At 56.5% G+C, this 24,669-nt stretch carries 23 protein-coding genes; 11 read left to right on the top strand and 12 right to left on the bottom strand.

Annotated elements, in window-relative coordinates:
• Positions 1 to 197: 197 nt before the first annotated feature.
• The 3 genes from prs to lolB all read right to left on the bottom strand — a co-directional run bounded on the left by prs (position 198) and on the right by lolB (position 2,759).
• Positions 198 to 1,145, bottom strand: coding sequence for a ribose-phosphate diphosphokinase (gene prs / locus NQH49_RS11195; RefSeq protein WP_006118899.1), 948 nt, complete (start codon positions 1,143 to 1,145; stop codon positions 198 to 200).
• Between the two features lie 124 nt (positions 1,146 to 1,269).
• Positions 1,270 to 2,139 carry a 4-(cytidine 5'-diphospho)-2-C-methyl-D-erythritol kinase gene (ispE, locus tag NQH49_RS11190; protein ID WP_256696661.1) on the bottom strand — a complete coding sequence of 290 codons (870 nt, stop codon included), beginning with the start codon at positions 2,137 to 2,139 and terminating at the stop codon, positions 1,270 to 1,272.
• Positions 2,136 to 2,759 (bottom strand): lipoprotein insertase outer membrane protein LolB, encoded by a 624-nt coding sequence (gene lolB / locus NQH49_RS11185; protein WP_101764109.1) that lies wholly within the window; start codon positions 2,757 to 2,759, stop codon positions 2,136 to 2,138. The genes ispE and lolB overlap by 4 nt, the downstream gene beginning before the upstream one ends.
• Positions 2,760 to 2,975: 216 nt before the next feature.
• Here lolB and hemA point away from each other — a divergent pair, with 216 nt between their 5' ends.
• From hemA to kdsA, 6 genes are read left to right on the top strand one after another with little or no spacing between them, the layout of a single operon-like run.
• Positions 2,976 to 4,232: a glutamyl-tRNA reductase gene (hemA, locus tag NQH49_RS11180; protein ID WP_061718543.1), complete on the top strand. Its 1,257-nt coding sequence runs from the start codon at positions 2,976 to 2,978 to the stop codon at positions 4,230 to 4,232.
• Positions 4,233 to 4,273: 41 nt separating this feature from the next.
• Positions 4,274 to 5,356, top strand: coding sequence for a peptide chain release factor 1 (prfA, locus tag NQH49_RS11175; protein ID WP_256696660.1), 1,083 nt, complete (start codon positions 4,274 to 4,276; stop codon positions 5,354 to 5,356).
• Complete coding sequence (prmC, locus tag NQH49_RS11170; RefSeq protein ID WP_256696659.1) at positions 5,356 to 6,222, top strand: peptide chain release factor N(5)-glutamine methyltransferase; 867 nt, start codon at positions 5,356 to 5,358, stop codon at positions 6,220 to 6,222. The genes prfA and prmC overlap by 1 nt, the downstream gene beginning before the upstream one ends.
• On the top strand, positions 6,197 to 6,595 hold the full coding sequence (locus NQH49_RS11165) for a SirB2 family protein (protein ID WP_256696658.1): 399 nt from the start codon (positions 6,197 to 6,199) through the stop codon (positions 6,593 to 6,595). Before prmC ends, NQH49_RS11165 begins: the two co-directional genes overlap by 26 nt.
• Positions 6,592 to 7,401, top strand: coding sequence for an invasion regulator SirB1 (gene sirB1 / locus NQH49_RS11160; protein WP_256696657.1), 810 nt, complete (start codon positions 6,592 to 6,594; stop codon positions 7,399 to 7,401). Before NQH49_RS11165 ends, sirB1 begins: the two co-directional genes overlap by 4 nt.
• Before the next feature lie 30 nt (positions 7,402 to 7,431).
• Positions 7,432 to 8,286 (top strand): 3-deoxy-8-phosphooctulonate synthase, encoded by an 855-nt coding sequence (kdsA, locus tag NQH49_RS11155; RefSeq protein ID WP_256696656.1) that lies wholly within the window; start codon positions 7,432 to 7,434, stop codon positions 8,284 to 8,286.
• A 118-nt stretch (positions 8,287 to 8,404) separates the two neighbouring features.
• On the opposite strand, the gene chaA is transcribed toward kdsA, so the two are convergent.
• The gene (gene chaA, locus NQH49_RS11150) at positions 8,405 to 9,490 is read right to left on the bottom strand and encodes a sodium-potassium/proton antiporter ChaA (RefSeq protein ID WP_256696655.1); all 1,086 of its coding nucleotides are present in this window, start codon (positions 9,488 to 9,490) and stop codon (positions 8,405 to 8,407) included.
• A gap of 543 nt (positions 9,491 to 10,033) precedes the next feature.
• Between chaA and NQH49_RS11145 the strand changes: the two genes are divergently transcribed.
• A complete protein-coding gene (locus NQH49_RS11145) occupies positions 10,034 to 10,705 on the top strand; it encodes a gamma-glutamylcyclotransferase (RefSeq protein WP_176971707.1) in 672 nt (223 codons plus the stop codon).
• A gap of 6 nt (positions 10,706 to 10,711) precedes the next feature.
• Here the strand turns inward: NQH49_RS11145 and NQH49_RS11140 are convergent, their stop codons facing one another.
• The 8 genes from NQH49_RS11140 to NQH49_RS11105 all read right to left on the bottom strand — a co-directional run bounded on the left by NQH49_RS11140 (position 10,712) and on the right by NQH49_RS11105 (position 19,696).
• The gene (locus tag NQH49_RS11140; RefSeq protein WP_256696654.1) at positions 10,712 to 12,127 is read right to left on the bottom strand and encodes a serine/threonine protein kinase; all 1,416 of its coding nucleotides are present in this window, start codon (positions 12,125 to 12,127) and stop codon (positions 10,712 to 10,714) included.
• A 66-nt stretch (positions 12,128 to 12,193) separates the two neighbouring features.
• A complete protein-coding gene (locus NQH49_RS11135) occupies positions 12,194 to 13,144 on the bottom strand; it encodes a hypothetical protein (RefSeq protein ID WP_256696653.1) in 951 nt (316 codons plus the stop codon).
• A 13-nt stretch (positions 13,145 to 13,157) separates the two neighbouring features.
• Positions 13,158 to 13,934: a PP2C family protein-serine/threonine phosphatase gene (locus NQH49_RS11130; protein ID WP_256696652.1), complete on the bottom strand. Its 777-nt coding sequence runs from the start codon at positions 13,932 to 13,934 to the stop codon at positions 13,158 to 13,160.
• Positions 13,931 to 15,043 carry a type VI secretion system-associated FHA domain protein TagH gene (gene tagH, locus NQH49_RS11125; protein WP_256696651.1) on the bottom strand — a complete coding sequence of 371 codons (1,113 nt, stop codon included), beginning with the start codon at positions 15,041 to 15,043 and terminating at the stop codon, positions 13,931 to 13,933. Before tagH ends, NQH49_RS11130 begins: the two co-directional genes overlap by 4 nt.
• Positions 15,044 to 15,076: 33 nt before the next feature.
• On the bottom strand, positions 15,077 to 15,775 hold the full coding sequence (tagF, locus tag NQH49_RS11120; protein WP_008107694.1) for a type VI secretion system-associated protein TagF: 699 nt from the start codon (positions 15,773 to 15,775) through the stop codon (positions 15,077 to 15,079).
• A gap of 13 nt (positions 15,776 to 15,788) precedes the next feature.
• Positions 15,789 to 17,903 carry a type VI secretion system membrane subunit TssM gene (gene tssM / locus NQH49_RS11115; RefSeq protein WP_256698417.1) on the bottom strand — a complete coding sequence of 705 codons (2,115 nt, stop codon included), beginning with the start codon at positions 17,901 to 17,903 and terminating at the stop codon, positions 15,789 to 15,791.
• Positions 17,903 to 19,117: a type IVB secretion system protein IcmH/DotU gene (gene icmH / locus NQH49_RS11110; protein WP_256696650.1), complete on the bottom strand. Its 1,215-nt coding sequence runs from the start codon at positions 19,115 to 19,117 to the stop codon at positions 17,903 to 17,905. Before icmH ends, tssM begins: the two co-directional genes overlap by 1 nt.
• A gap of 84 nt (positions 19,118 to 19,201) precedes the next feature.
• Positions 19,202 to 19,696: an SH3 domain-containing protein gene (locus NQH49_RS11105; RefSeq protein WP_154156458.1), complete on the bottom strand. Its 495-nt coding sequence runs from the start codon at positions 19,694 to 19,696 to the stop codon at positions 19,202 to 19,204.
• 484 nt (positions 19,697 to 20,180) lie between these two features.
• Between NQH49_RS11105 and NQH49_RS11100 the strand changes: the two genes are divergently transcribed.
• From NQH49_RS11100 to NQH49_RS11085, 4 genes are all read left to right on the top strand, one after another.
• A complete protein-coding gene (locus tag NQH49_RS11100; protein WP_256696649.1) occupies positions 20,181 to 21,401 on the top strand; it encodes a nitrate regulatory protein in 1,221 nt (406 codons plus the stop codon).
• A 264-nt stretch (positions 21,402 to 21,665) separates the two neighbouring features.
• Positions 21,666 to 22,922, top strand: coding sequence for a CmpA/NrtA family ABC transporter substrate-binding protein (locus NQH49_RS11095; RefSeq protein WP_372340025.1), 1,257 nt, complete (start codon positions 21,666 to 21,668; stop codon positions 22,920 to 22,922).
• Positions 22,923 to 22,933: 11 nt separating this feature from the next.
• Positions 22,934 to 23,806, top strand: coding sequence for a nitrate ABC transporter permease (gene ntrB / locus NQH49_RS11090; RefSeq protein ID WP_256698415.1), 873 nt, complete (start codon positions 22,934 to 22,936; stop codon positions 23,804 to 23,806).
• 70 nt (positions 23,807 to 23,876) lie between these two features.
• Positions 23,877 to 24,665, top strand: coding sequence for an ABC transporter ATP-binding protein (locus tag NQH49_RS11085; protein ID WP_256696648.1), 789 nt, complete (start codon positions 23,877 to 23,879; stop codon positions 24,663 to 24,665).
• Positions 24,666 to 24,669 lie beyond the last annotated feature (4 nt).

Genomic DNA, 24,669 nt, shown 5'->3' with positions numbered 1-24,669 from the left:
GAAAATACCATTAATTATTGGAGCGCTAAAGGGCGGCAATGCGAGTTGCGGGAAAAGAGTGGATGGCAGCGAGAATAGCGGGATTTAACGAAATTTATCGCGCAAATATCAGCGGCGAAAGTGGCTTAATCGGTGAGTCAGGTTTAGGGCAGCGAACAAAGAAAAACCGGGCACAGGGCCCGGTTTCACGCGATGAATTAATGTTCAAACATCGCGGAGATTGATTCTTCGTTGCTGATACGACGAATCGCTTCGGCCAACATGCCAGACAGCGTCAAAGTACGCACGTTTGGCAGAGATTTCATCTCTTCAGACAGCGGAATGGTATCGCAGACAATCACCTGGTCAATCACCGACTTACGCAGATTTTCCACCGCGTTGCCAGAGAAGATTGGGTGAGTGGCGTAAGCGAAGACACGTTTCGCGCCGCGCTCTTTCAGCGCTTCAGCCGCTTTGCACAGCGTACCGCCGGTGTCGATCATATCGTCGACCAGTACACAGTCACGACCCGCAACGTCACCAATAATGTGCATCACCTGAGAAACGTTCGCGCGCGGGCGGCGTTTATCGATGATAGCCATATCGGTATCGTTAAGCAGTTTAGCGATGGCGCGGGCACGCACTACGCCACCGATGTCTGGGGAAACCACAATGGGATTTTCCAGGCCAATTTGCAGCATATCTTCCAGCAGGATTGGGCTGCCGAAGACGTTATCCACCGGGACATCAAAGAAGCCCTGAATCTGTTCAGCATGCAGGTCAACGGTGAGAACACGGTCAACGCCCACACTGGAAAGGAAATCGGCAACCACTTTGGCGGTGATCGGTACACGAGCAGAACGCACACGGCGATCCTGACGCGCATAGCCAAAGTAAGGAATAACAGCAGTAATACGACCAGCAGAAGCCCGACGCAAGGCGTCGACCATCACAACCAGCTCCATCAGATTATCGTTGGTGGGGGCACAGGTGGACTGGATGATGAAAATATCACCACCGCGTACATTTTCGTTGATCTGTACACTTACTTCACCATCACTGAAACGGCCAACAGCGGCGTCTCCGAGGCTAGTGTAAAGGCGGTTGGCAATACGTTGTGCTAGTTCCGGGGTGGCGTTACCAGCAAATAGCTTCATATCAGGCACGAGAAGAACCTCAGGCTTGGCGTCCAGAGAATGAACGGCTCTAGAGTAACCGGCGAATACCAAAGAGCATGTTCATACGGGTGTGTTAATGCGCAACGTGCAGTGTCTGGAACGGGTGACACTGTCACGTAGACGCTTTTAGCCCAGAAAGTGTGCGCTGCAACGGCGAGAGGTTAAGCCCGCGCGCCACAAATCCGCAAATCCATTTCGGGGCAAGCTCCAGCACCTGACGTGCGTCGGATTCGGTGTCAAATTCAGCAAACACACAAGCTCCGGTCCCAGTCAGGCGCGACGGCGCGTATTCTAGCAGCCAGGAAAGCAGCTCATCAACCTTACGAAAACGTTTTCTTGCCACAGCCTCACAATCATTGTGAAAAGGACGCTGTAACAGTTCATCTAATGTGCGGATTGGTGAATCGCGCGTCAGATCGGGATCGCGGAACAGATCCGGCGTTGCGATACTCACGCCCGGATGCGCCACCAGATACCATTTTTCTGCCGGTTCAGCCGGCTGCAACAGTTCACCCACGCCTTCAGCAAAGGCCGCGTGACCACCAATAAACACCGGCACGTCCGCGCCCAGCTTGATGCCAATCGCTGCCAGTTCAGCAACGCTTAAGCCGGTTTGCCACAGATGATTCAGCGCCACTAACACCGTTGCTGCATCCGAAGAACCGCCGCCGAGACCGCCGCCCATCGGCAAAACCTTCTCCAGCGCGATGGTCGCACCGGCTTGCGTGGGCAAGGTGCCTCGCGCGGCGGCGAAGGTTTTTAACGCCTGCGCGGCACGCACAATCAGGTTCTCTTCATCCGGCACGCCATCCAGCGGCGTCAGCAGCGTAATTTTGCCGCTGCTGTCTGGCGTGATTTCCAGCGTGTCACCGTAATCGAGAAATTGAAACAGCGTTTGCAGGTTGTGGTAGCCGTCAGGACGACGGCCAGTGATATACAAAAACAGATTCAGTTTTGCTGGCGCGGGCCACGTGGTGATCATTGGGTGGTCCAGCTATCCATGCGTAATTTGATGCGCTGGCCGCCTTCAGACAGCTCCAGATTCGCCGGCAGCGGTGGATTCACTTTGCTGTCGTAATCAGAAATGTTCACTTTCCACTGCTGACCGTTACGGCTGTAGTTCAGGCTTTGCAGCTGGTAATTGTTGTTCAGCTGATAATCGCTGGCATCGCCTGGCAAGCCCATCATCCACTGACGCAGATTAGCGAGTGGGATATCCATGCCGGTAAGCTGTGAAATCATCTTCTCGGCATCGTTGCTGACGTAGCGCTTACCTTTGTTATCAACGATCTGCACCACGGAACCTTGCGCATCCAGCTGCAATTCGGTGCTGCCGAGCGGATTAGTTAACAGCAAACGATAGCGATCGGCAGCGGTTTGCTGCCAGTTAAAGCGCGCATAGACTTTTTGCTTATCCGACAGGTACGCGAACGCACCGCGCGTCTGATACTGGCTGATTTTCGCCACGGCTTGTTGATGCTGCTGCCATTGCGGTGACGTGGTGCTTGGGCCCGGGCCTTGTGGTTTGTTAATGGTACATGCAGCCAGTAACACGCTGGCAAGGGGTAAAAGGCGCAGTAACTTGCGCGGGGGCAAATGCATCACGTGGTCATCTCCTCAGACACGTTTTTACTTCGTAACCGGTAACGCTAACCATCCGCATGTAAGCCGTCAATGCTGTTATGGCAATAATTGCGCACGATCAGTTTAATCTTATTACAGTCATAGGCTTTGTATGGCTTTTCTTGACCTGTGGCATCTTGTAGAATGCGCTGCACAAAACCCTGACAACTATTGGGATATCCCAACCCGAATCACATGACGCTGCTTGCACTCGGAATCAACCACAAAACTGCACCTGTTGCGCTACGCGAACGCGTGGCGTTTACACCAGACACGCTGGAACTGGCGCTGAATAGCCTGCTGTCCCAGCCGATGGTGCAGAGCGGCGTGGTCCTCTCGACCTGCAACCGTACGGAACTCTACCTCAGTGTAGAGCAGCAAGCCGACCTGCAGGAGAAGCTGGTGCGTTGGCTGTGTGACTATCACGATCTGCGGGAAGAGGATGTGCGCAACAGCCTCTACTGGCATCAGGATAACGCGGCGGTCAGCCATCTGATGCGTGTAGCAAGCGGGTTGGATTCATTGGTGTTGGGTGAACCACAGATTTTAGGTCAGGTTAAAAAAGCCTTTGTTGATTCGTCACGCGATCATGCGCTGAGCAGTGAACTGGAGCGCATGTTCCAGAAAACCTTCTCGGTGGCCAAGCGTGTACGCACTGAAACCGAGATTGGCGCCAGCGCCGTTTCGGTCGCCTTCGCCGCCTGTTCCCTGGCGCGTCAAATCTTTGAATCGCTCAGCACCGTTAACGTGCTGCTGGTCGGCGCCGGTGAAACCATCGAGTTAGTGGCGCGTCATCTGCGCGAACACTCCGTCAAGAAGCTGATGATTGCCAACCGCACCCGCGAGCGCGCACAGCTGCTGGCCGATGAAGTGGGGGCAGAAGTGATTGGCCTCGGCGATATCGAAACGCGTCTGGCCGATGCCGACATCATTATCTCGTCTACCGCCAGCCCGCTGCCGATTATCGGTAAAGGCATGGTGGAGCGCGCGCTGAAAGCGCGTCGCAATCAGCCGATGCTGCTGGTGGATATCGCCGTACCGCGCGATGTCGAGCCAGAAGTGGGCAAGCTGGCGAACGCCTATCTTTACAGCGTTGATGATCTGCAAGCGATCATCGAGCAGAACATGGCGCAGCGTAAAGCCGCCGCTGTGCAGGCCGAAAGCATTGTGGTGCAGGAGAGCGGCGAATTTATGGCCTGGCTGCGCGCGCAAAGCGCGGTTGAGACCATCCGTGAATACCGCTCGCAGGCCGATCAGGTGCGCGCCGAGTTACAGGAACGCGCGCTGGCCGCGCTGCAGCAGGGTGCTGACGCCGAGAAAGTATTGCAAGAGTTGGCGCACAAGCTGACCAACCGTTTAATTCATGCACCAACCAAATCACTGCAGCAGGCCGCGCGCGACGGCGACAGCGAACGCCTGCAGATCTTACGTGACAGCCTCGGTTTAGAGTAATCTGGTCAGTCACGACCTATCACTGGGATACCCGCTATTACATGAAGAGCTCTATTGTTGCCAAGCTGGAAGCGCTCCAGGAACGCCACGAGGAAGTGGAAGCGTTGCTGGGCGATGCCGGCGTGATTGCCGATCAGGATCGTTTCCGTGCGTTATCACGCGAATATGCCCAGCTTAGCGACGTCACCCGTTGTTTCCGCGAATGGCAGCAGGTGCAGGAAGATGTTGAAACTGCCGAAATGCTGCTGGAAGACCCGGAAATGCGCGAGATGGCGCAGGAGGAATTGAAGCTGTCACGCGAGAAGCGTGAAGAGCTGGAACAACAGCTGCATGTGCTGCTGCTGCCGAAAGATCCCGACGATGAACGTTCGTGCTTTGTCGAAGTGCGCGCCGGTACCGGCGGTGATGAAGCGGCGATTTTTGCCGGCGATCTGTTCCGTATGTACAGCCGTTACGCCGAAGCGCGTCGCTGGCAGGTTGAGATCATCAGCGCCAACGAAGGTGAGCACGGCGGCTATAAAGAAGTGATCGCCCGCATCATCGGCGACGGCGCGTATGGCCGCTTTAAATTTGAATCCGGCGGTCATCGCGTCCAGCGCGTGCCGGAAACCGAATCGCAGGGCCGTATTCACACTTCAGCTTGTACCGTCGCGGTGATGCCGGAGCTGCCAGAAGCGGAAATGCCGGAAATCAACGCCGGCGATTTGAAAATCGACACCTTCCGTTCTTCCGGAGCCGGTGGTCAGCACGTTAACACCACCGATTCCGCGATTCGTATCACCCACTTGCCAACCGGCATTGTGGTGGAGTGTCAGGACGAACGTTCACAGCACAAAAACAAAGCCAAAGCGTTGGCGGTGTTGGGCGCGCGTATTCATGCGGCGGAAACGGCGAAGCGTAATGCTGCAGAAGCCTCAACGCGTCGTAACCTGCTCGGCAGCGGCGACCGTTCGGATCGTAACCGCACCTACAACTTCCCGCAGGGCCGCGTCACCGATCACCGCATCAACCTGACGGTTTATCGTCTCGACGAGGTGATGGAAGGCAAGCTGGATGCACTGATTGAGCCGATTGTGCAGGAGTATCAAGCCGATCAGCTGGCCGCGCTGGCTGGACAGGACTAATGATCATCCGTCGCTGGCTACAGCAGGCTGTAATCGCGCTCTGTGGCGGCGACAGCCCGAAGCGCGATGCGGAAATATTGCTGGGTTTCGTGACGGGCAAACCGCGCAGTTGGCTGATCGCCTTTGACGATGCCGAACTGGACGCACAGCAGCAAGAACAGCTGAACGCGCTGCTGGCGCGCCGCGTCAACGGTGAGCCGATTGCGCATCTGGTTGGCGAGCGTGAATTCTGGTCGCTGCCGTTGCGCGTCAGCGATGCCACGCTGATTCCGCGCCCGGACACCGAAGTGCTGGTGGAACAGGCGCTGGCGCATCTGCCGGCCACAGCAACCTCACTGCTTGATCTGGGCACCGGCACCGGCGCGATTGCGCTGGCGCTGGCCAGCGAACGGCCAGGCTGTCAGGTTATTGGCTGCGATCGTATTGCCGCAGCGGTGGAACTGGCGCAGGACAACGCGCAACGTCTGCATATTGAAAATGCCCGCTTCATCCTCAGCAACTGGTTCAGCGATCTTCCCGCCCAACGTTTTGATCTGATTGTCAGCAATCCGCCCTATATCGATGCCGCCGATGAACATCTGCAGCAGGGCGATGTGCGCTTTGAGCCGCTCAGCGCGCTGGTGGCAGACGATAAGGGTTTGGCCGATTTACGTTTCATCATTCATAGCGCACCGCACTGGCTGCACGCGGGTGGCTGGCTGCTGCTGGAACATGGCTGGCAGCAAGGCGCAGCCGTGCGTGCCATCATGACGCAGCACGGTTATCAGGCGGTGAGCACCGTTGACGATTACGGCGGTCATCCGCGCGTCACACTAGGACAATTTTTAACAAGGAATAACGATGGCGAGCTGGTATCCCCTGATTAAACATTTTCACTTGCTGACCGTCGCGCTGACGATTTGTCTGTTTTTACTGCGCTTTTACTGGCAAACCACCGGCTCGGCGATGCTGCAGCGCCGCTGGGTGCGCATTGCGCCGCACATCAACGACACCTTTTTGCTGTTAAGCGGTGCGCTGCTGGTGATGATTACGCACTTTTATCCGTTCACCCCGCAAGGAAGCTGGCTGACGGAGAAGCTGTTAGCGGTTATTATCTACATCGCCTTAGGTTCCGTGGCATTGAGCCGTCGCCCACGTAAAATAGGGACACGTTGGATCGCCTTCCTGATTGCAATCGTAGCTTTGCTGTTTGTGATTAAGCTGGCGATGACCAAAATGCCGTTATTGGGGATTGTATGACCTCGCCAGAGCAACTCGATTACAGTGAAACACCGTTGAGTGAAGCGGTGATTGGCGCCACATGCGCCATACGCAATGATTTTTCTGCGCCTTCTGTGCAACAACAGTTGGCGGCAATGGTCGATGAAGCCCGTGAGTTCATCAGCAGCGAGCAGGACGCCGATTTGCAGCTGGGTAAGTTGCTGGAGCTGTTCTATCGTCAGTGGGGATTTGGCGGCGCCAGCGGCGTCTACAATCTCTCTGACGCGCTGTGGATCGACAAAGTATTGAAGAGCCGTCAGGGCACCGCGGTGTCGCTGGGCGTGATTCTGCTGCACATCGCCGATGAGCTGGAATTACCGCTGATGCCAGTGATCTTCCCAACGCAGCTGATTCTGCGTGCCGACTGGTTAGATGGCGAAATGTGGCTGATCAACCCGTTCAACGGCGAAACGCTGGATACGCACACGTTAGAAGTGTGGCTCAAAGGCAATATCAGCCCAACCGCCAGGCTGTATAACGATGATCTCGACGAAGCCAAAACCATCAACGTGATGCGCAAGATGCTCGACACCTTGAAATCCGCGCTGATGGAAGAGAAACAGATGGAGCTGGCGCTGAACGTCAGCAAAGTGCTGCTGCAGATCGATCCTGATGATCCTTACGAGATTCGCGACCGTGGTTTGATTTACGCGCAATTAGAGTGTGAACACATCGCGCTAACTGATTTGACCTATTTTGTTGAACAGTGTCCTGAAGATCCGGTCAGCGAGATGATTAAAGTGCAGATTCACGCAATTGAACAGAAACAGGTCACGCTGCACTAAGCGTTACCCGATAAAAGGAAAGGAAAGGGCATGACACAGAAAGTAGTGAAAATCGGCGATATCAAGGTCGCAAACGATCTGCCATTCGTTCTCTTCGGCGGCATGAACGTGCTGGAATCGCGCGATCTCGCCATGCGCATCTGCGAACACTACGTTAAGGTCACCGACAAACTCGGCATCCCTTACGTATTCAAAGCCTCTTTTGATAAAGCCAACCGCTCTTCAATCAAATCCTATCGTGGTCCAGGCCTGGAAGAGGGCATGAAGATTTTCCAGGAGCTGAAGCAGGCTTTCGGCGTGAAAATCATCACCGACGTGCACGAAGCATCGCAGGCGCAGCCGGTGGCTGACGTGGTTGATGTGATTCAGCTGCCGGCCTTCCTCGCCCGCCAAACCGATCTGGTGGAAGCGATGGCGAAAACCGGCGCGGTCATCAACGTGAAGAAGCCACAGTTTGTGAGCCCAGGTCAGATGGGCAACATCTATGACAAGTTCGTTGAAGGCGGTAACGATCAGGTTATTCTGTGCGATCGCGGCAGCAACTTCGGCTATGACAACCTGGTTGTTGATATGCTTGGCTTCAACGTGATGAAGAATGTTACCCAAAATAGCCCGGTGATCTTCGACGTTACCCACGCGCTGCAAACGCGCGATCCGTTCGGCGCTGCCTCTGGCGGCCGTCGTGCCCAGGTGGCTGAGCTGGCGCGTGCCGGTATGGCGGTGGGCATTGCTGGCTTGTTCATCGAAGCACACCCAGAGCCAAACAGCGCGAAATGCGACGGTCCATCGGCGCTGCCGCTGGATAAGCTGGAGCCGTTCCTGGTACAGATGAAAGCGATCGACGATCTGGTGAAGAGCTTCCCAGCGCTGGACACCAGCAACTGATTGTTTTTAGATGTGAAAAAGGCGCCGATGGCGCCTTTTTTATTGGCTGGTCGCCATAAATGGCGACCCTACAACATCCACGATTTCCGTAGGGTCGCCATTCATGGCGGCCTGGCACTTACAGCATAATCGTCAACAAATACCCGGCAAACAGCGCCAGATGCGCGGCACCGTTCAACACGTTGGTGCGGCCGGTTGAGAACGAAATGTGGCACAGAATCAGCACGGCGCTCATCATCACCATTTGCGGCGGCTCAAGGCCAAACACCAACTGCTGGTCGGTCAGGGTAGCGATAATAGTCACCGCAGGCACGGTCAGTGAAATGGTCGCCAGCACCGAACCGAAGAACAGATTCATTGCGCGCTGCACCTGATTCATCAGCACCGCTCTAATCGCACCCAATCCTTCCGGTGACAGGATCAACAGTGCGACCAGGAAGCCGGTGAACTGCGCTGGGGCGTTCAGCTCCGTCAGCAGGCTCTCCAGCGGATTGGCGTTCATCTTGGTCACGGCGATAACCGCAATCAGATGCACGATCAGCCATACGGTGTGCCACACTGAACTGTGCGCAGAAGGCTTGCCATGATGCGGATCGTCGCCATCATCTTCATGCTCATAAACGAACAGGCTTTGGTGCGTTTTGGTTTGAATCAGCAGGAACACGCCGTACATCGCGGCGGAAATCGCTGCGATAATCAGCGCCTGGGTGGTAGTGAAGTTGCCGCCGGGTAACGCGTTGGGAAACACCAGCACCAGAATCGCCAGCGGGAAAATGGCGATCATATATTGCTTAACGCCCGCCAGATTAACGTACTGCGTGGCAAACTTGCGCCCGCCCAGCAGCAGGGCAAAGCCCACTAAACCGGCGGTCACAATCATGATGATCGAGTAGAGCGTGTCGCGCATCAGCGCGGGCGCGGCGTCGCCGGTGGCCATCAGCGCCGAGATCAGGCTCACTTCGAGAATGACGACGGAAAGACTGAGAATCAGCGAGCCGTAAGGTTCGCCCAAACGGTGTGCCAGAACGTCAGCGTGACGTACCACGCTGAACGCGCTAAACAGAATGGCAACTAATGCGAGCAGATTGATGCCGATAACCGGCAGAAGCGCTGTCTGGTTACCGAAGAAGCTCAGTACCGCCAGCGCAGCAACGGGGAAAATCAGTGAGTACTCGGTATGGCGGGTTTTCTCATGTCCAGGCATTTACCATCCTCTCCGGAAAAAGTACAAAGCAGGCAATCATTGCCTGATAAATATAATGAGTTTTCTGACGCAACGCAGTGTAACTTTTCAACAACTGTGCTGCTGTGACTTTACGCGATTTTACCAAAAGCGATTATTATGTATAACACGGCAAAAGAGCCTGTTATCGCTGGATTAACGCCTGTATTCATTATGTTGCATCAGTCATACACTAAATTAAAGATGAGATTGGTCTGGATAATTGCCCTGTTTAATGCGGCTTATGGAGGTTTAACTCTCTTAAATCCATTCCTCCAGTAAAAGTGGGACTTTATGCGGATTTTTTTGGCCCGTCTCGCACTTTTCCTTCCAGTATTGAAGTTCCTCGCCAGGCAGCCGATGCTCTTTACACAGAATTTCCCTTTTGTGATCGGGGTCAATCTTGAATGTTTTGTTAAAAATGAATTAATGTCTTCTCTTAAGACGATGCAATGCGCGTCGCCTGTAGACATCAGTTTTAAGGAACCACACCGGCAAGATGTCAGCGAAGTAGAGGAGACCACAGTGTTAACGCGGGAATTTTTATTAAAAGCAGATTGTAAAACATCGTTTGGCGATATTGATGAAGCGCTGTTCTGGAGCTGTGAAAAGCGTGCGGCATCGCTGTCAGCGACGCTTGCCTGTCGTCCTGACCAAAGCCCGGTGTGGATTTTTGGCTACGGCTCGCTGATGTGGAATCCGATTTTTGAAGCAGCCGAAGTGGCGCCAGGCCGATTAGAGGGCTGGCACCGTGCGTTTTGTCTGCGTCTGATCGCCGGTCGCGGCACCGTCACCGCACCTGGCCGGATGCTGGCGCTGAAAGAGGGTGGTTCCACCAGCGGATTGGCATTCCGCTTGCCGGAATCGCGTCTGCATGATGAGCTGGAGCTGCTGTGGAAGCGTGAAATGATCACCGGTTGCTATCTGCCAACCTGGTGTGAGCTGGAGCTGGAGGATGGACGCAACGTCACCGCGCTGGTGTTCATTATGGATCCGCGTCATCCGCTGTATGAAACCGACTCATGCCGCAGCACCATCGCGCCGCTGATTGCCCAGGCCAGCGGTCCGCTCGGCACCAACGCACAATATCTTTATGCGCTGGAGCAGGAGCTGGGCAAACGTGGGATGCAGGAAGCGGCGTTGACGCGCCTGGCGGCAGAGGTCAGAGCGCTGCAGAGTCATTCAGCAGCGCGCTAATGTGCATTACTGCGCTGGATTAATCAGCCAGGTTCCCGGCTTATCGATGGTCAACGATTGGCTGTGCACCTGGTTGCCGTTACGCACTTCAATGCGATAGTTCCCCGCAGCCAGATTCAATGAAGCAAACCCGCTGCTGGAGGGCTTCACATCCCGGGCTTCGCCATTCAGCATCACATTCTCACCCGCCTGCAAACGCAGATAAACCGTCGCCACCGTCGGTGCGCTGCTCGCCACAGTATTGGCTGGCGCGGCAGGTGCAGTTGGCGTGGTGCTCGCGGCCACCGGCGGTACTTCGCTGTGACGATTCGCTTTCCACACCACCACCACAACCGCCAAAACCGCAATCGCGGCGGCCACCACTAAACCTGGCGACAAACGACGCACGTTGCGCGGCGTCAAGGGTTCAACCGCGGCAGCGGCATGATTGACCGCCAACACCTGCGGTTCCGGCGTTGCCACCATCGGCTCCGCCGGTACAACCTGTTCAGCTACGACAGGAATGGTGGTGGAGAGCGCTTCGACATCACTCACCGGCAGATCGATCAAGCTGGCAAAGGCATCAATGCTTTGCGGACGATCTTCCGGCTTCATCGCCAACGCGCAGTCAATGGCGTGCAACAGCGGCAGCGAATAGCCTTCCGGCTTGCGCTCCACCAACGGCTGATAGTTATCCTCAATGCAGCGCACCACGCTCACCGGCGGCGCATGGCCGGTGATCAGGTTGTGCAGCACCGCGCCCAGCGCATAAATATCGGTCCACGGACCTTGCTCTATCTCGCCTTCTTCGCTGTATTGCTCAATCGGCGCAAAGCCGGGCTTCAGCATGATCTCGGTTTCATCGGAGAGGTTGCCGATCTCTTTGCGCGCCGAGCCAAAATCGAGCAGCACCGGCAGCTGATTTTCCTGAATCTGGATGTTATCCAGCGAGATATCGCGATGCAGATAACCGGCGGCGTGAATGGTATCGATGGCACCAAACAGCGGCGGCAGCAGACGACGGATCCAGCTCTCATCAATGCTGTCCGGACTGGTAATCTGCCACTCTTTTAGCGTCATGCCGCTGTAATAGAGCGTGCCCATGTAGGCGGTGCCGTTCTCTTCCCAGAAACGCAAGACGTGCAGCAAACCGGGATGATTAAAGCGTGCCAGCAGGCGCGCCTCCTGAATAAAGCTATTGCGACCGGCGGTAAACAGCTTATGGAAACGCTCTCCGCGCAGTTCCAGCGACATATCCGCCGCACGCACCGCCAGCGAGACGGGCATGTACTCTTTGATGGCGATGGTGCGTTCCAGCTGATGATCCCAGGCACGATAAACAATGCCGAAGCCGCCGCCGCCAATCACTTCCTTGATTTCAAATTCATTAAACCGGTAGCCCGCAGGCAGGGCATTAGGTGTATGGTTTTCGTTTGCCGACATAGTGAACTCTCTGAACACGTCCTGTAGCGCCCCGTCATCAGGATGACGGCGGGCAACGACCGCTAATTAATTAATGTTACGCCAGGCACCAATCGCCGGATCGGCGAGATCCGCATGCAGGGTGTCAATCAGTAACACAGTCACTTTTTGCTGTGGCATAAATTGCGGCGACCAAACGCCGCGTAACGTCTCAACCCGCTTCTTCAGCACATCGCTGTCCTGTTCGGCGGTTTTGTCCATCTTCACCAGAAGTGTGCCGCTGAAGCGCCACACATGCTGTTGTGCATCAAACGGCAGCACTAACCAGCTATCATCGGCATCCGGACGCGTAACGATCATGCGCTGGTTATTCACCGAGACCACTTCCAACGGCGGGCCGCCGAGTTTCAAATCTGCAATCGGGTAGCCCTGATAGAAATTCAGTGCCGTATTGCGCGTTTTACCGTCGATCATCAGCGTCATTTCGCTCGGGCCTTCCAGCCAGCCTTCGGTTGAGCAGTGCTGACTCGGGTTATCCGGGATAAACAGCGATTCACCTTTATCATCCCACCAGGTACGGAAATGGCAGCCGCCCGGCAAGGCAAAATTCTGCAGCGGCGTGCTATCCGCCGGGCGCGAGAGATCGAGCGGCGCGGCATTCCTGGCCGTTGCGCTGGCCGTGGCATCGTTTATAACGATGGGACGCCAGTTCTGTAATTTGGCCGCGCTACCGTTTGCCAGCACGCTGCCCTCTTTGTTAGTCATCTGCCACGGCAGCTCATCCAGCAAGCCACACTGATTGGCCAGCAGCGTACCGACGCGCGGCAGGAAGCTGGTCAGGACGCTGGAGTCGGTGCTTTTGCCCGAAACAATGCGCAGCGGCAGCGTCTCTTTGCACCAATCGTTGGGCGCTTTGCTCGCCACGTCATCAATGTAGACTTCCAATGACAGGCTCGGTGAATAGACCACGCGATAATCTTCTGCCTGCGCATTTCCGGCCAGCAACAGGGTTGCGAAGCCCGTCAACCACACTTTCATAAGAATCCTTGGATCAATAACGTGACGGCAGAAAACGTGCCGCATCAGCCTGGGAATAAAGCAGCGTCGCTTCCTGCGGTTCGCCAATCCAGACTGCCAGAGCGCTGAGATTGTCGCTTTTTACACTGCGGTTAACGGCTTGTTCCATCAAAGTCAGCCACTCTTCGCAGGCATTTACCATGCGCAGGGCCAGTTCCATTTCGTGGGTGGTGAGATTGAGCCAGAATCCATCGCTGCAAACTAAAAACGCATCGCCATCGGCCAGCGTGATCACCTCGCTAAAGGTGGCCGGACGGGCCGGTTCAACACCGAGCGCATTATAGAGTAAATTACTGTTAATGCCGGTATTTTCATAGCCCGCTTCGCGTAACTGCTGGGCCAAACTGTGATCACGCGTCACCTGATTTAGCACCCCATGACGGAAGTGATAAACCCGGCTGTCGCCAGCGTGCGCCCACCATGCGAGCTGTTTTTCACGGTCGATAAACAGCGCAGCGAGCGTGGTACTCATCCGGGAAAAATTCGGATTGTTTCCCTGTGCCTCAATCAGCACCTGCTGGCAATGTTCGATGGCGGCGCGGGTGCTTTCAGGGGTGAAAGTGTCGTGGTGCTGTAACTGCGTTAGCAGCGTATCGCGCACCAGCTGCGCTGCCATATCACCGCCAGGCAAACCGGCCACGCCGTCGCACACCAGAAAACAGGCTTTTTGGTCGTCTAGCTCGGCGCCGGTACGATCCTGATTTTCGTCACGCATGCCTTGCTGGCAGCGGCTGGCAAACATCATCTTCATGCGTCTTCGGTCCGCGTCTGAGAATCTTTGTATTGATTCACTTCCATATCATAGGCATGCAGGAAGGCTTCGCCGAACAGCGTGTGGAAGTCATCTTCAATTTCACCAGCGGTGCGCTGATAGTGGCGAGAGAAGTAATCCCACAGCGCCGCTTTCCGTCCGGTGCTAAACGCCATTTTGGGCAGCACGCCATCTTTGCGCGCTTCTTCTTCTAAGCGCTGCGGGTTAAACGATTGCAGCATGGCGGCGATAATCGCGCGGATGCCGGCAATCATCCCCAGCTGATGCGCCTGCAAATCCACCAGCGCATCACGCACCGCCGGTTCCGGCGGCATAAAGCCCGGCATCTGGCTCTGATACATCTGCATCAACACGGTTTTACCGGACGGCAGAATTTTGAACGGGTTATTGGCCTCATTGAGGATCATCGTCATGTCGGCTTTCACGCCGCGCTTGAGAATCGAGCGCGAGGAGAGCAGGGCGACGGTGCCTTGCGAAAACAGGCTCAGCATGCGACCAGTGACACGCATCTGCTCTTCGGTGATGGTGGTTTGGTGGCCGTTGTTCAGCCCCATGCCTTCCAGCAACGCAGCAATCAGTTTGTCCTGAGAGACGCCCGGCAAGGTGGCGGGCAGCGTCGGCGCATCGCTTTGCGGATCGATGGCGAGACGCGGATCGTTGCGACGTTCCTGACGCGCCACCGGCTCGGGAATCACCTCGGGCTCCTGCATCATGCCGAGCGGGTCATCGCTGCTGTCGGCAAAGAACGTCAGCGGATCGTCCTGGCGGGTTTTGAGATTGTTGGGATCGCGCACTTCGAGCCCGTACTCACCAATTTGCAGCGTGTCGCCATCCTGCAGCGCCACTTGCGAGCCGCGTTGCAGCGCGACGCCGTTCAATACCACCGACGTGACGCTACCCTGATTGGTCAGGCGACACTCACCCTCTGGCGAAAGGTGCACCAGCGCCTGCAAGCGCGATATGGCGCGCGATTCGTCAGGCAGCACCAGATCGTTATCCTGACTGCGGCCGATGGTGCCGCCGGGCGGTTTGAAGGCTACCGTCTTGGCGGGCACATCCGTATTGCACTGCACAATGGTAAATTGCATGAGTCATCCCGTTAACAAGGCAAACGCCACGGCCTATTCAAACATCGGTGGATAGAGGCCGTTGCGGCCCGGCTGTGCACCAGACGCCGGGTTAAACAATAATGAAAAAAGTTGCGCAGTCAGCGGGCCACTGTGTTTATGCGTGGCATGGCTGAAACCGTCACTGCGATTACTCCACCAGTAGCTCATGTGCTGCTGCGGATCGAACCTGTCAGCCACTTCACGCCAGCTCAGCGTGCAGGGCAAATCATCAAAACCAATCACATCCATGATGTCGCTGCGCTGCGTATCCGGCACCAGCAGCGGCGACAGACGCTGCATCTGCTGCTCCAGCGCATCGGGATTGAGCCGATCGCGCACCGCGTGCAGCAGCAGCGCGCCCAGCTCCTGAAACCAGTCGCCGGACATGGCCAGCTGCGCGCTGTGCCAGCGGCTCAGCGGGAAGCTGCGCAGCGCCAACAGTGGCCAGCTGCGGCCCACGCGATCGCACGAGGGCAGCAGGCAGCCCATCTGCACCTGCTGACGCAGCGGCGAAAGCGGTAACACAAAATTCCACACCGGCGCACGTAAAAACTGTGCTGGACTGGCATCCGGTTGCTGATGCCAGTGCGTCAATCCCTGTTGAAACCAGTGGCTCCACGGCGTCACGGTATTTTCGCTCAGACGCTGGCGCAAAAAATCGCCGGTAGCCGGTAACTTGCCGTACCAGCCCGGCGCAGTGTGTGTCGGCATGATTACCTCACCATTACTCACTGTGTCTGGTCAATCGCTGCGAAACGACGTGCGGCGCAATCGCCAGCGTGTTGCTGCTGTCACCGGCATTTTTCAGATTCTCCGCAAGCTTGCGCATCATCAACGCGTTGTCACGCGCATAGGGCGAAGACTGAATTTGTTGATCCAGCAGCTGGCTCAGATGCCAGTCGAGCTGCTGCAAATCACGCGCGCTGACATCATCCGGTAGCGTGCGCTGCAGGTTTTGCATCAGCCAGCCACGCAGGAACTCGCCGTCATAATTGCGCGGCTGATACAGCATTTGATAAGCGCGCAGCGCATTGCGACTGTATTCGTTATTGGTGCCCGGATCGTCACGCAGCAAATTGGTGATCTGCTGTGCCACGCGCGGTAACAGTAAAGACTTAAGCGCATTTTGATAAAGCGCCCACGCCGCATCGCTGACCTGGTTGCCGCGATACAGCCCAACGCGCATGGTAAGCGGTGGATTGTCGAGGGAAAAACGCTCGGAGAGCGGCAGTTTCACCAGGTTGTTTAAGAAGGGTAGCAGATCAAAAATATTATCGGCGGGCTGATGGATCACCTGCTGACTTTGCGTGGCGATTGGGCCAATCCGCTCTGCAACCTGATCGAGATAACGCTGATTTTGAATATAGCTGGTGAGCCACAAACAGGAGAGCAGCAGCAGCGCGCCGGTCAGCACGCCATAACCAATCCAATGGAACAGGCGGTTGCGGTATTCCCAATGGCGATTGCTGCCCGCCAGACCGCTTTCGCGGAACACCAAATCGCTCAACAAATCGCGGATAAAGAAACTCTGTCCTTTGTTGCCGGGAATGGGGCTGCTGCGATTAACGCTATCCCAGGCCGCGAGGCTGCTTTCGCCGGTGTGCGGCAGCTGAAGTTTGCGGTTCAGCTCGCCCATGATGCGGTCAAACGGTAAACCTTCCTGCGTGCCGCTGGTGAAGAACAGACCGCGCGCCGACCAGGCGATCGGCTCCTGATGGCTGGAGAACACCACATCGAGATACTCATTCAGCAGCGGACGCAGCGAGCTGAACTCTTGCGGGAACAGGAAGCTGTCGGCGCGCTGGGTGAGATCGCGTTCGCTTGCCATCACCTCGGCCAACTGCTGCTGTAAACGCTGCTCTAAGTGCTGATATTGCTGGCTGAAGCTACGATGCCAGTCATCTTTGTGCGGTTTGCCCGGTTCCCACGGGAAGGTAAAGCCCCAAATCGCATCGCGCTGCGGCTTGCTTTGGCTGCCGTAGAAACTCATAAATCCTTTCAGCAGGTCGGTTTTGGTCACCATCACGTAAACCGGGAAGTGAATGCCGGTGTGCTGATGCAGCTCCGCCATGCGCTCACGCAGCGCGCTGGCCTGCGCATGACGCGCTTCGGCTGAATCGGTGAGCAGATCGGAGACGCTGATGGTCATGATCACGCCGTTAATCGGCTGGCGGGTACGATAGCGCTTCAGCAGATTGATAAAACTCTGCCACTCCGCGCCGTCGCGCGCGCGCTGGCTCTCCTGCAGGGCGTAACGCCCGGCGGTATCGATGAGTACCGCGCTATCGGTAAACCACCAGTCGCAATGGCGCGTGCCGCCCACGCCGCGAATCGCTGCTTTACCGAGGCTGTCGGTGAGCGGGAATTCCAGGCCTGCATTGAGTAACGCAGTGGTTTTACCGGCGCCCGGCGCGCCAATCATCACGTACCACGGCAGTTGATAAAGGTAATGACTTTGAAAATGTGCCAGCCAGCTCTGCTGATGGCGACGACCAAACTGGGTACGCTTTAAACGCAGCGCCGCTTCACTGAAGCGCTGCGCCAGCAGGGTTTCGGTGGCCTGACGATCGGATAACTCTTCCTGACTCATCTGCTGCAAACGGTTGAGCAGCTTGCTGTTAAACCAGCCGCGCCACAGTGCAGGGATAAACTGGAACAGCAGCCAGAGCAGATAAAGCAGACCGACCGCTAACTGGCGCGGCAACACTGGCTCGAGCGGGCGCGTATCGCCCCAGCTCCACAGCGGTCCGAGCATCCACAGCACGCAGCTCAGTGCCGTAACGCCAATCAGGCTCCACAGCAGGCGATGGGTTAACAGATGTTGCAGTGATGCGCGCATCATTGGCCTCCCTGATGATTGCCGAGGGTTTCCGGTGTCACAAACAGGGTGATTTCCACCCGACGGTTGCGGGCGCGGTTTTCATTGCTGTCGTTCGGCAGCAGCGGATTGCTGTCGCCGCGACCTTCCGCTTTCACACTGTGACCTTCGGCGAGTTGCGGATTGAGCAACTGCGTGATGGCACGTGCGCGGGCAGAGGAGAATTCGTAGCTGGAGGCGAAACGGCCATCGACCGGGCTGTTGTCGGTATACACCGACACCAAAACCGTGCCTTTCACGGTTTTCATCGCACTGGCCACATGCGCCAGCAGCGCACGACCGACCTGATTCACCACCGTGCCGTCGTTGGAGAACAGTTTGTCAGCGGGGATAATCACTTTGCTGCCGAACGCGCCATCGCTCACTTCCAGCTGTCCGGCGGCAATCACATCATTGAGACGTTGATGCAGATCGAGCAGCGCTTGAGGGGAAGTAGGACGACGGCCTGGCGTGATTTGTGGCAGCGGGGTTTGATAGATGGTGCGCAACAATGGTTCGGCGGCGTTGCCGAGTCGCCAGTTCAGGCCGCTGTAAATCAAGCTCGCCACCAGCGTGGCTAAGGTAACGCATGCCCAGAGCGGCACCATTGGACGCGTCAGGGTGCTAACCAGCGGATGCACTTCCACCAGCGGTGCAGCGGGATTGGCGCTCGACGGGCGATGCTCATTAATCAGTTGTGCCAGGCGTTTGCGGATCGCTTCACATTGCGCGCGACCGCTGTCACTGCCGCGATAGCGACCTTCATAGCCGAGCAACAGGCAATAGTGGATCAGTTCCAGCAGCCACAAATGCTGCTGCGGGCTCTGTGAAACGCGCGATAACAGCTGGAACACTTTCTCGCCGCCCCAGCTTTCATTATGAAAAGTGACCAGCATGCCGTTACCGGACCACACGCCGCGCGTGCCCCACGGCGTTTGTGCCGCCGCTTCGTCCAGCACGCTGCACAGGCAGTAGCGCGCACCAATGATCATCTCAAAAGGTAAGCCCGCTTGTTTGCAGCGCTGTTCGAATTGGCGGATCTCTTCGATCAGTAATTGGCGCAATCCGGCAGGATCGTCATGCGTAGCGGCCTGCCGTATACGTACCACGGCATTCAGGATAGGTGCTGCGGCATTAAGCAAAAGGTTATCATTGCCCGCGACAATGCCATCGCGAGCAAGGGAATCCTGAGTCATTAAATCTTGGTTATCCAGGCAAGGGCGAAAATCACAGCCCGCACGGCGAAAGCTGCTGCGGGCATTGTGCGCCGGATTGCATTATCAATCTAAAATCCAGGTCGCGGTATCGTTAGTGCGACAAGCTTTACTGGCGCCCCCAACGGCCACACAGACCTGTTTGCTGTTGCGGCGAGGACGCGGGCGATCGCTGCGAATGGTCGCGTCATAACGGCTACTCTCTACGCCCGCTTTCGGCGGAATATAGCCAATTAACTGGCCGTTAGGCTCATCGGCCACCGCCAGCCAGCTGTGTTCAACGCGGCCCAGCACTTCAAACGGTTTGGCGTTATCAAGATAGCGCACTACCTTGCCACCAAAATCAGGCGTGGTCATCACGGATGCCGCATAGAGCGCGCGATAACTCTCATTGACCGGCGTGAATTCGCCAGGTGCTGCCACCGCATGACGATGAACCAGTTGGACGCCATTCACTTCACTGGTTACCAGCGTGTCATCAGTGACGGGTGGCGGTGGCGCTTTACACGCAGCCAAACTTAACACCGCCAGCAACACAAGCACGAGACTCTTATTCACCATGATCCTCAAATTTCATCAGATTAGCTGCAGAGTAATCTGCGGCACGAGCCTTTAAGGCAGGCAGATTAGGCAGCGAGAAAGCCATCAAAAAAACAGTCAGATTACAGAAAGATAGTGCTGAACTAAGTCTACCTAAGACTTTTGAGAATTCAAACCATTGCACCATGAGAAATCCCATGCTAGCGGGCGAAAAAGCAGCGCAGGCCGATGATATAAAACACATAGTCACGGTGATAGATAAGCTTAGTTAATTTATTTGTCGCAGTTAGCGATGCGCGGATGCGCAACGACATTTGGTCACTGTTAGTGCCAAACGAAAATGGTAAATAAGATTAATCTATTTATGATAAGTAAAAAAGATTGCCCAACGAAACAATTTTCGTAATTTCGGAATTTCCGGGCTCAATTCTGCCACTTTTACCCGCAGCACGGCATGGCTTTTGCTTAATTCTCGGTTTACTCCGCTAAACCGCTGGAGAAAACAATGAATCGGGCTTTGAACTATCTGCGTGCCAGCCGTGCCAGCGAAATAGCCAGTTTGCAACGGCTGTTGCGAACCGGCGAACAGATTACCGCCATCAGTGAATTGATCCATGTGCTGCAGCGTGAACGTGGAGCCAGCAATATTTGGCTGTGCTCAGCTGGTCAATTGTTTGGCGAAGAGTTGGCACAGCGCGCGGCCGAGGTTGAATTGCGTGAGCAGAGTGCGATGGCGGTGCTGCCAGAAGCAGAGGCGCAACCCGGCTATAGCCGATTTTGCATGTTGATCGCGACTGCGCTTCAGGCGCTGGACGGACTACCGGCGCTGCGTCAGCAAGTACACAGCCGCACCGTGACGCAGGCGCAGGCGATGGAGGCGTTTAATCACATCATCTGCACCTTACTGAATCTGGTCTTTGAAGCGGCGGACACCGCCAGTGAGCCGGACATCTCGCGTGCATTAATCGCGCTATTTAGCTTTATGCAAGGCAAAGAGCTGGCCGGACAGGAGCGCGCCACCGGATCGGCGGGCTTCGCTGCCGGTGCATTTACCGAGACGCAACGGCAGCGCATCCAAGTGCTAATCGCTGCGCAGGAGCAAAGCTTTGCGACCTTCAGCCAATTTTGTGATGCGGAAAATCTGCAACGCTGGCAGGCGATAGCCGATGCCAGCAGCCAGATTGAGCGGCTAAGACGCATCGCCTGCACCGGCGCACAGTGCGGTGAAAATGGCGTGTTGCAGTGGTTTAGTCTGCTCAGCTCGCGTCTCGATCAGATGAAACAGATCGAAGATACGCTGTGCGCGACGCTGATGCACCGCTGTCAGTGTGCGATTGCGGCTGCCCAGCACAGCGAACATCCGCCGATTGCCATCGGAGAAGAGGCCAGTTTTTCGCTCTATGTCGCGGGTGCCAGCTGGTTGTCAGGCGCTGAAACCACGCTGGACAGCAATGGCCTTGCGCCCCAACTCGGGCGTTCGGTGCTGGCGTTGATCCGTGAGCAGTCGCAGCGTCTGCAGACGCAGGCTGATGAACTCGCCTCGATGCGCGCTTCACTGGATGAACGCAAAATTATCGATCAGGCGAAAAGCTGGTTGATGCAGCAGCACGGTTTCAGCGAGCAGGATGCGTGGCAGGCGCTGCGTAAAAGCGCCATGAACCAGAACAAACGGGTGCTGGAAATTGCCCAGGCAGTGCTGGCGGTTGCCGCCACGCTCAGGGCATAACCCGAAGGAGGTAGCTGCACAAACCCTGTGCGTAGGGTGCGTCAGCGCAGTGCAAAAATGACGCACCCTCCGCGCATTTGTAGCGCCAGGCTTGATAAAACGGCCTGATATTTTTGGCACAGGCTTTGCATTACCTTACAGACATTGCGCATTTGTTTCGCCAACGGCGGTGAAGCGAGTGCTTTGGATAAAGGCGTCCGGCCCCATGTTTTTGCGACATGCGGGAGGACGCCTTTTTTTATTCTTTTTTTTTTAGGGATGCGCATGATGAGCAAAACGCGGTTCACGGTGTCACGACGTCAATTTCTCCTGGGCAGCGCGGTGGTCGGTGGCAGCTATTTACTGCCGGGATTACGCAATGCGGTGTGGGCTGCCGGTTCCGATGCGCCCGAAAAGAGCAACATTCGCGTCGGCTTTATTCCGCTCACCGACTGCGCGCCTGTGGTGATGGCCTCAGTAAAAGGCTTCGATAAAAAATATGGCCTGACGCTGCAACCGAGTAAAGAAGCCAGCTGGGCGGCAGTGCGCGACAAACTCACCGCTGGTGAGTTGGACGCCGCGCACGCGTTGTACGGCATGATTTATGGTCTGCATTTGGGCATTGCCGGGCCTCAGCATGAGATGGCTAACCTGATGACGCTCAACAACAACGGGCAGGCCATCACACTGGCGAATCAGCTTAAAGATCAGAAAGTCACCGATGCGGCCGGCCTGCAAAAGTTAATCGCCAGTCAAGCGAAAGGCAGCTTGACCTTCGCGCATACCTTCCCAACCAGTACGCACGCCATGTGGCTCTATTACTGGCTGGCCAACGCTGGAATCGACCCGTTTGAGGATGTGCGCACCGTGGTGGTCCCGCCACCGCAAATGGTGATGAACATGAAGATGGGCAACATGAGTGGCTTCTGCGTTGGCGAGCCGTGGAATCAGCGCGCCATCAGCGACAACATCGGTTTTACCGCCGCGACCACGCAGCAAATCTGGCCGGATCATCCGGAAAAAATTCTCGCCACGCGCGCCGCCTGGGTACAAGAGAACCCGAATACCGCCCGCGCGCTGACCGCCGCCGTGCTGGACGCCGCGCGCTGGATCGATGCCTCCGACGCTAACCGCAAAGAGACCGCGCAGGTGCTGGCCGGGCGCGCGTGGATCAACACCAAAGTGGAAACGCTGGAAGGGCGCATGCTCGGTCAGTACGAAAACGGGCTCGGTCAGCGCTGGCAGGACGCGCACGGTATGCGCTTTTTCCGCGACGGTGAAGTGAGCTTCCCGTGGATTTCTGACGGCATGTGGTTCCTGACGCAGATGAAGCGCTGGGGCATGGTGCAAACCGCGCCTGATTACGCAGCAGTGGCACGTCAGATCAACCGAATTGATATCTACAAACAGGCCGCCAGCGCGGTGGGCGGCATCAGCGTCCCAGCCGGCGAGATGCGCAGCAGCACGCTGTTCGACGGCAAGGTGTGGGACGGCAGCAATCCCGCCGCTTATGCCGACAGTTTTGCCCTTAAACGCAGTTAAGTGAGGTCATGATGAAATCTGAAGCACGCACGCTAGATGCCGCGCCGATCGCCGCGCAACCCGCGCAGGTGATTGCGCTCAAGGTGACGCCCGCACCGCGTCGAAGTCAACGCTGGCTCCGTCCTCTGCTGCAGCGGCTAATCCCCGCCAGTTGTGGCCTGATTTTGCTGCTGTTTATCTGGCAACTGGCCTCAATGTCGAGCAAAGGCTTCCCCACGCCGTACGCCACCTGGCAAGCCGCCGTCACGCTGTTTGCCGATCCGTTTTACAACAACGGGCCTAACGATCAGGGCATCGGCTGGAACGTGGTCGCTTCGCTGCAGCGGGTGGCAATCGGCTTTAGTCTGGCGGCACTGGTGGGCGTTCCCGCCGGATTCCTGATTGGCCGTTTTACCTTTATCGCGCACATGCTCAACCCGATCATCGTGTTGCTGCGTCCGGTCAGTCCGCTTGCCTGGTTACCGATTGGCCTGCTGCTGTTCCAGCGCGCTGAACCGGCCTCAAGCTGGACCATTTTCATCTGCTCCATCTGGCCGATGGTGATCAACACCGCCGAAGGCGTACAGCGAATTCCGCAGGATTATCTCAATGTGGCGCGCGTGCTGCGGCTCAATGAGTGGACAGTGATGCGCCGCATTCTGTTCCCGGCGGTGCTGCCCGCGGTGTTAACCGGCATGCGTTTGTCGATGGGCATCGCGTGGCTGGTGATTGTCGCCGCAGAAATGCTCACCGGTGGGCTCGGTATCGGTTTCTGGATCTGGAACGAGTGGAACAACCTCAATGTGGAAAACATCCTGATCGCCATCGTGGTGATCGGCGTGGTCGGGTTACTGCTCGAACAGGCGCTGATGCTACTGGCACGCCGCTTTAGCTGGGAAAAATAAGGGCATCCGACGCCTTTGTAGGGTTGCCATTTATGGCGACCGAAAACTCAGAATCACCGGGAATTGAAAAATGAATCCAATTATTCGCGTACAGCAGATGAGCCAGCGCTTCAATACCGCAGGCGGCGAGTTCCTCGCCCTTGATAACGTCAGTTTTGATATCCAGGAAGGTGAAACCCTCAGCCTGATTGGTCACTCCGGCTGCGGAAAGTCTACGCTTCTCAATCTGATCGCCGGCCTAACACAGCCGAGTAGCGGCGTGTTGCTATGTGACAACCGCGAAATCAGCGGTCCCGGTCCAGAGCGTGCGGTGGTGTTCCAGAACCATTCGTTGTTGCCGTGGCTGACCGCCTACCAAAACGTGGAGCTGGCGGTGCAGCAAGTGTTCAAAGGAAAGATGAGCAAAAGTGAGATGAGCGAGTGGATCGAACACAACCTCAATCGCGTGCAGATGAGTCACGCGCTGCATAAGCGTCCGTCGGAGATCTCCGGCGGCATGAAGCAGCGTGTCGGTATTGCGCGGGCGCTGGCCATGCAGCCGCGTGTGCTGCTGCTGGATGAACCGTTCGGCGCGCTGGATGCACTGACGCGCGCTCATCTGCAAGACAGCGTGATGCGCATCCAGCAGGAGCTCAACACCACCATCGTGCTGATTACGCACGATGTCGATGAGGCGGTGTTGCTGTCAGATCGCGTGCTGATGATGACCAACGGCCCCGCCGCGCAGGTCGGTGACATCCTCAACATCGACCTGCCGCGTCCACGTTCACGGGTAGCGCTGGCCGACGAGCCGCGTTATCACCAGCTGCGCCAACGGATTCTGCATTTCCTGTATGAAAAGCAAACGGCTGTGGCGTAAGGGG

Source organism: Pantoea trifolii, assembly GCF_024506435.1.
GTDB classification, from domain to species: Bacteria; Pseudomonadota; Gammaproteobacteria; order Enterobacterales; family Enterobacteriaceae; genus Pantoea; species Pantoea trifolii.
The sequence above is the reverse complement of the archived record's forward strand: the minus strand, read 5'-3'. Positions and strand labels throughout refer to the sequence as shown.

Bases quoted from the DNA above. Each gene is read 5' to 3' on its own strand.
- ispE (WP_256696661.1), bottom strand. From the start codon at position 2,139: ATGATCACCACGTGGCCCGCGCCAGCAAAACTGAATCTGTTTTTGTAT.
- lolB (WP_101764109.1), bottom strand. From the start codon at position 2,759: ATGCATTTGCCCCCGCGCAAGTTACTGCGCCTTTTACCCCTTGCCAGC.
- hemA (WP_061718543.1), top strand. From the start codon at position 2,976: ATGACGCTGCTTGCACTCGGAATCAACCACAAAACTGCACCTGTTGCG.
- prfA (WP_256696660.1), top strand. From the start codon at position 4,274: ATGAAGAGCTCTATTGTTGCCAAGCTGGAAGCGCTCCAGGAACGCCAC.
- prmC (WP_256696659.1), top strand. From the start codon at position 5,356: ATGATCATCCGTCGCTGGCTACAGCAGGCTGTAATCGCGCTCTGTGGC.
- NQH49_RS11165 (WP_256696658.1), top strand. From the start codon at position 6,197: ATGGCGAGCTGGTATCCCCTGATTAAACATTTTCACTTGCTGACCGTC.
- sirB1 (WP_256696657.1), top strand. From the start codon at position 6,592: ATGACCTCGCCAGAGCAACTCGATTACAGTGAAACACCGTTGAGTGAA.
- kdsA (WP_256696656.1), top strand. From the start codon at position 7,432: ATGACACAGAAAGTAGTGAAAATCGGCGATATCAAGGTCGCAAACGAT.
- chaA (WP_256696655.1), bottom strand. From the start codon at position 9,490: ATGCCTGGACATGAGAAAACCCGCCATACCGAGTACTCACTGATTTTC.
- NQH49_RS11140 (WP_256696654.1), bottom strand. From the start codon at position 12,127: ATGTCGGCAAACGAAAACCATACACCTAATGCCCTGCCTGCGGGCTAC.
- NQH49_RS11135 (WP_256696653.1), bottom strand. From the start codon at position 13,144: ATGAAAGTGTGGTTGACGGGCTTCGCAACCCTGTTGCTGGCCGGAAAT.
- NQH49_RS11130 (WP_256696652.1), bottom strand. From the start codon at position 13,934: ATGAAGATGATGTTTGCCAGCCGCTGCCAGCAAGGCATGCGTGACGAA.
- tagH (WP_256696651.1), bottom strand. From the start codon at position 15,043: ATGCAATTTACCATTGTGCAGTGCAATACGGATGTGCCCGCCAAGACG.
- tagF (WP_008107694.1), bottom strand. From the start codon at position 15,775: ATGCCGACACACACTGCGCCGGGCTGGTACGGCAAGTTACCGGCTACC.
- tssM (WP_256698417.1), bottom strand. From the start codon at position 17,903: ATGCGCGCATCACTGCAACATCTGTTAACCCATCGCCTGCTGTGGAGC.
- icmH (WP_256696650.1), bottom strand. From the start codon at position 19,117: ATGACTCAGGATTCCCTTGCTCGCGATGGCATTGTCGCGGGCAATGAT.
- NQH49_RS11105 (WP_154156458.1), bottom strand. From the start codon at position 19,696: ATGGTGAATAAGAGTCTCGTGCTTGTGTTGCTGGCGGTGTTAAGTTTG.
- NQH49_RS11100 (WP_256696649.1), top strand. From the start codon at position 20,181: ATGAATCGGGCTTTGAACTATCTGCGTGCCAGCCGTGCCAGCGAAATA.
- NQH49_RS11095 (WP_372340025.1), top strand. From the start codon at position 21,666: ATGATGAGCAAAACGCGGTTCACGGTGTCACGACGTCAATTTCTCCTG.
- ntrB (WP_256698415.1), top strand. From the start codon at position 22,934: ATGAAATCTGAAGCACGCACGCTAGATGCCGCGCCGATCGCCGCGCAA.
- NQH49_RS11085 (WP_256696648.1), top strand. From the start codon at position 23,877: ATGAATCCAATTATTCGCGTACAGCAGATGAGCCAGCGCTTCAATACC.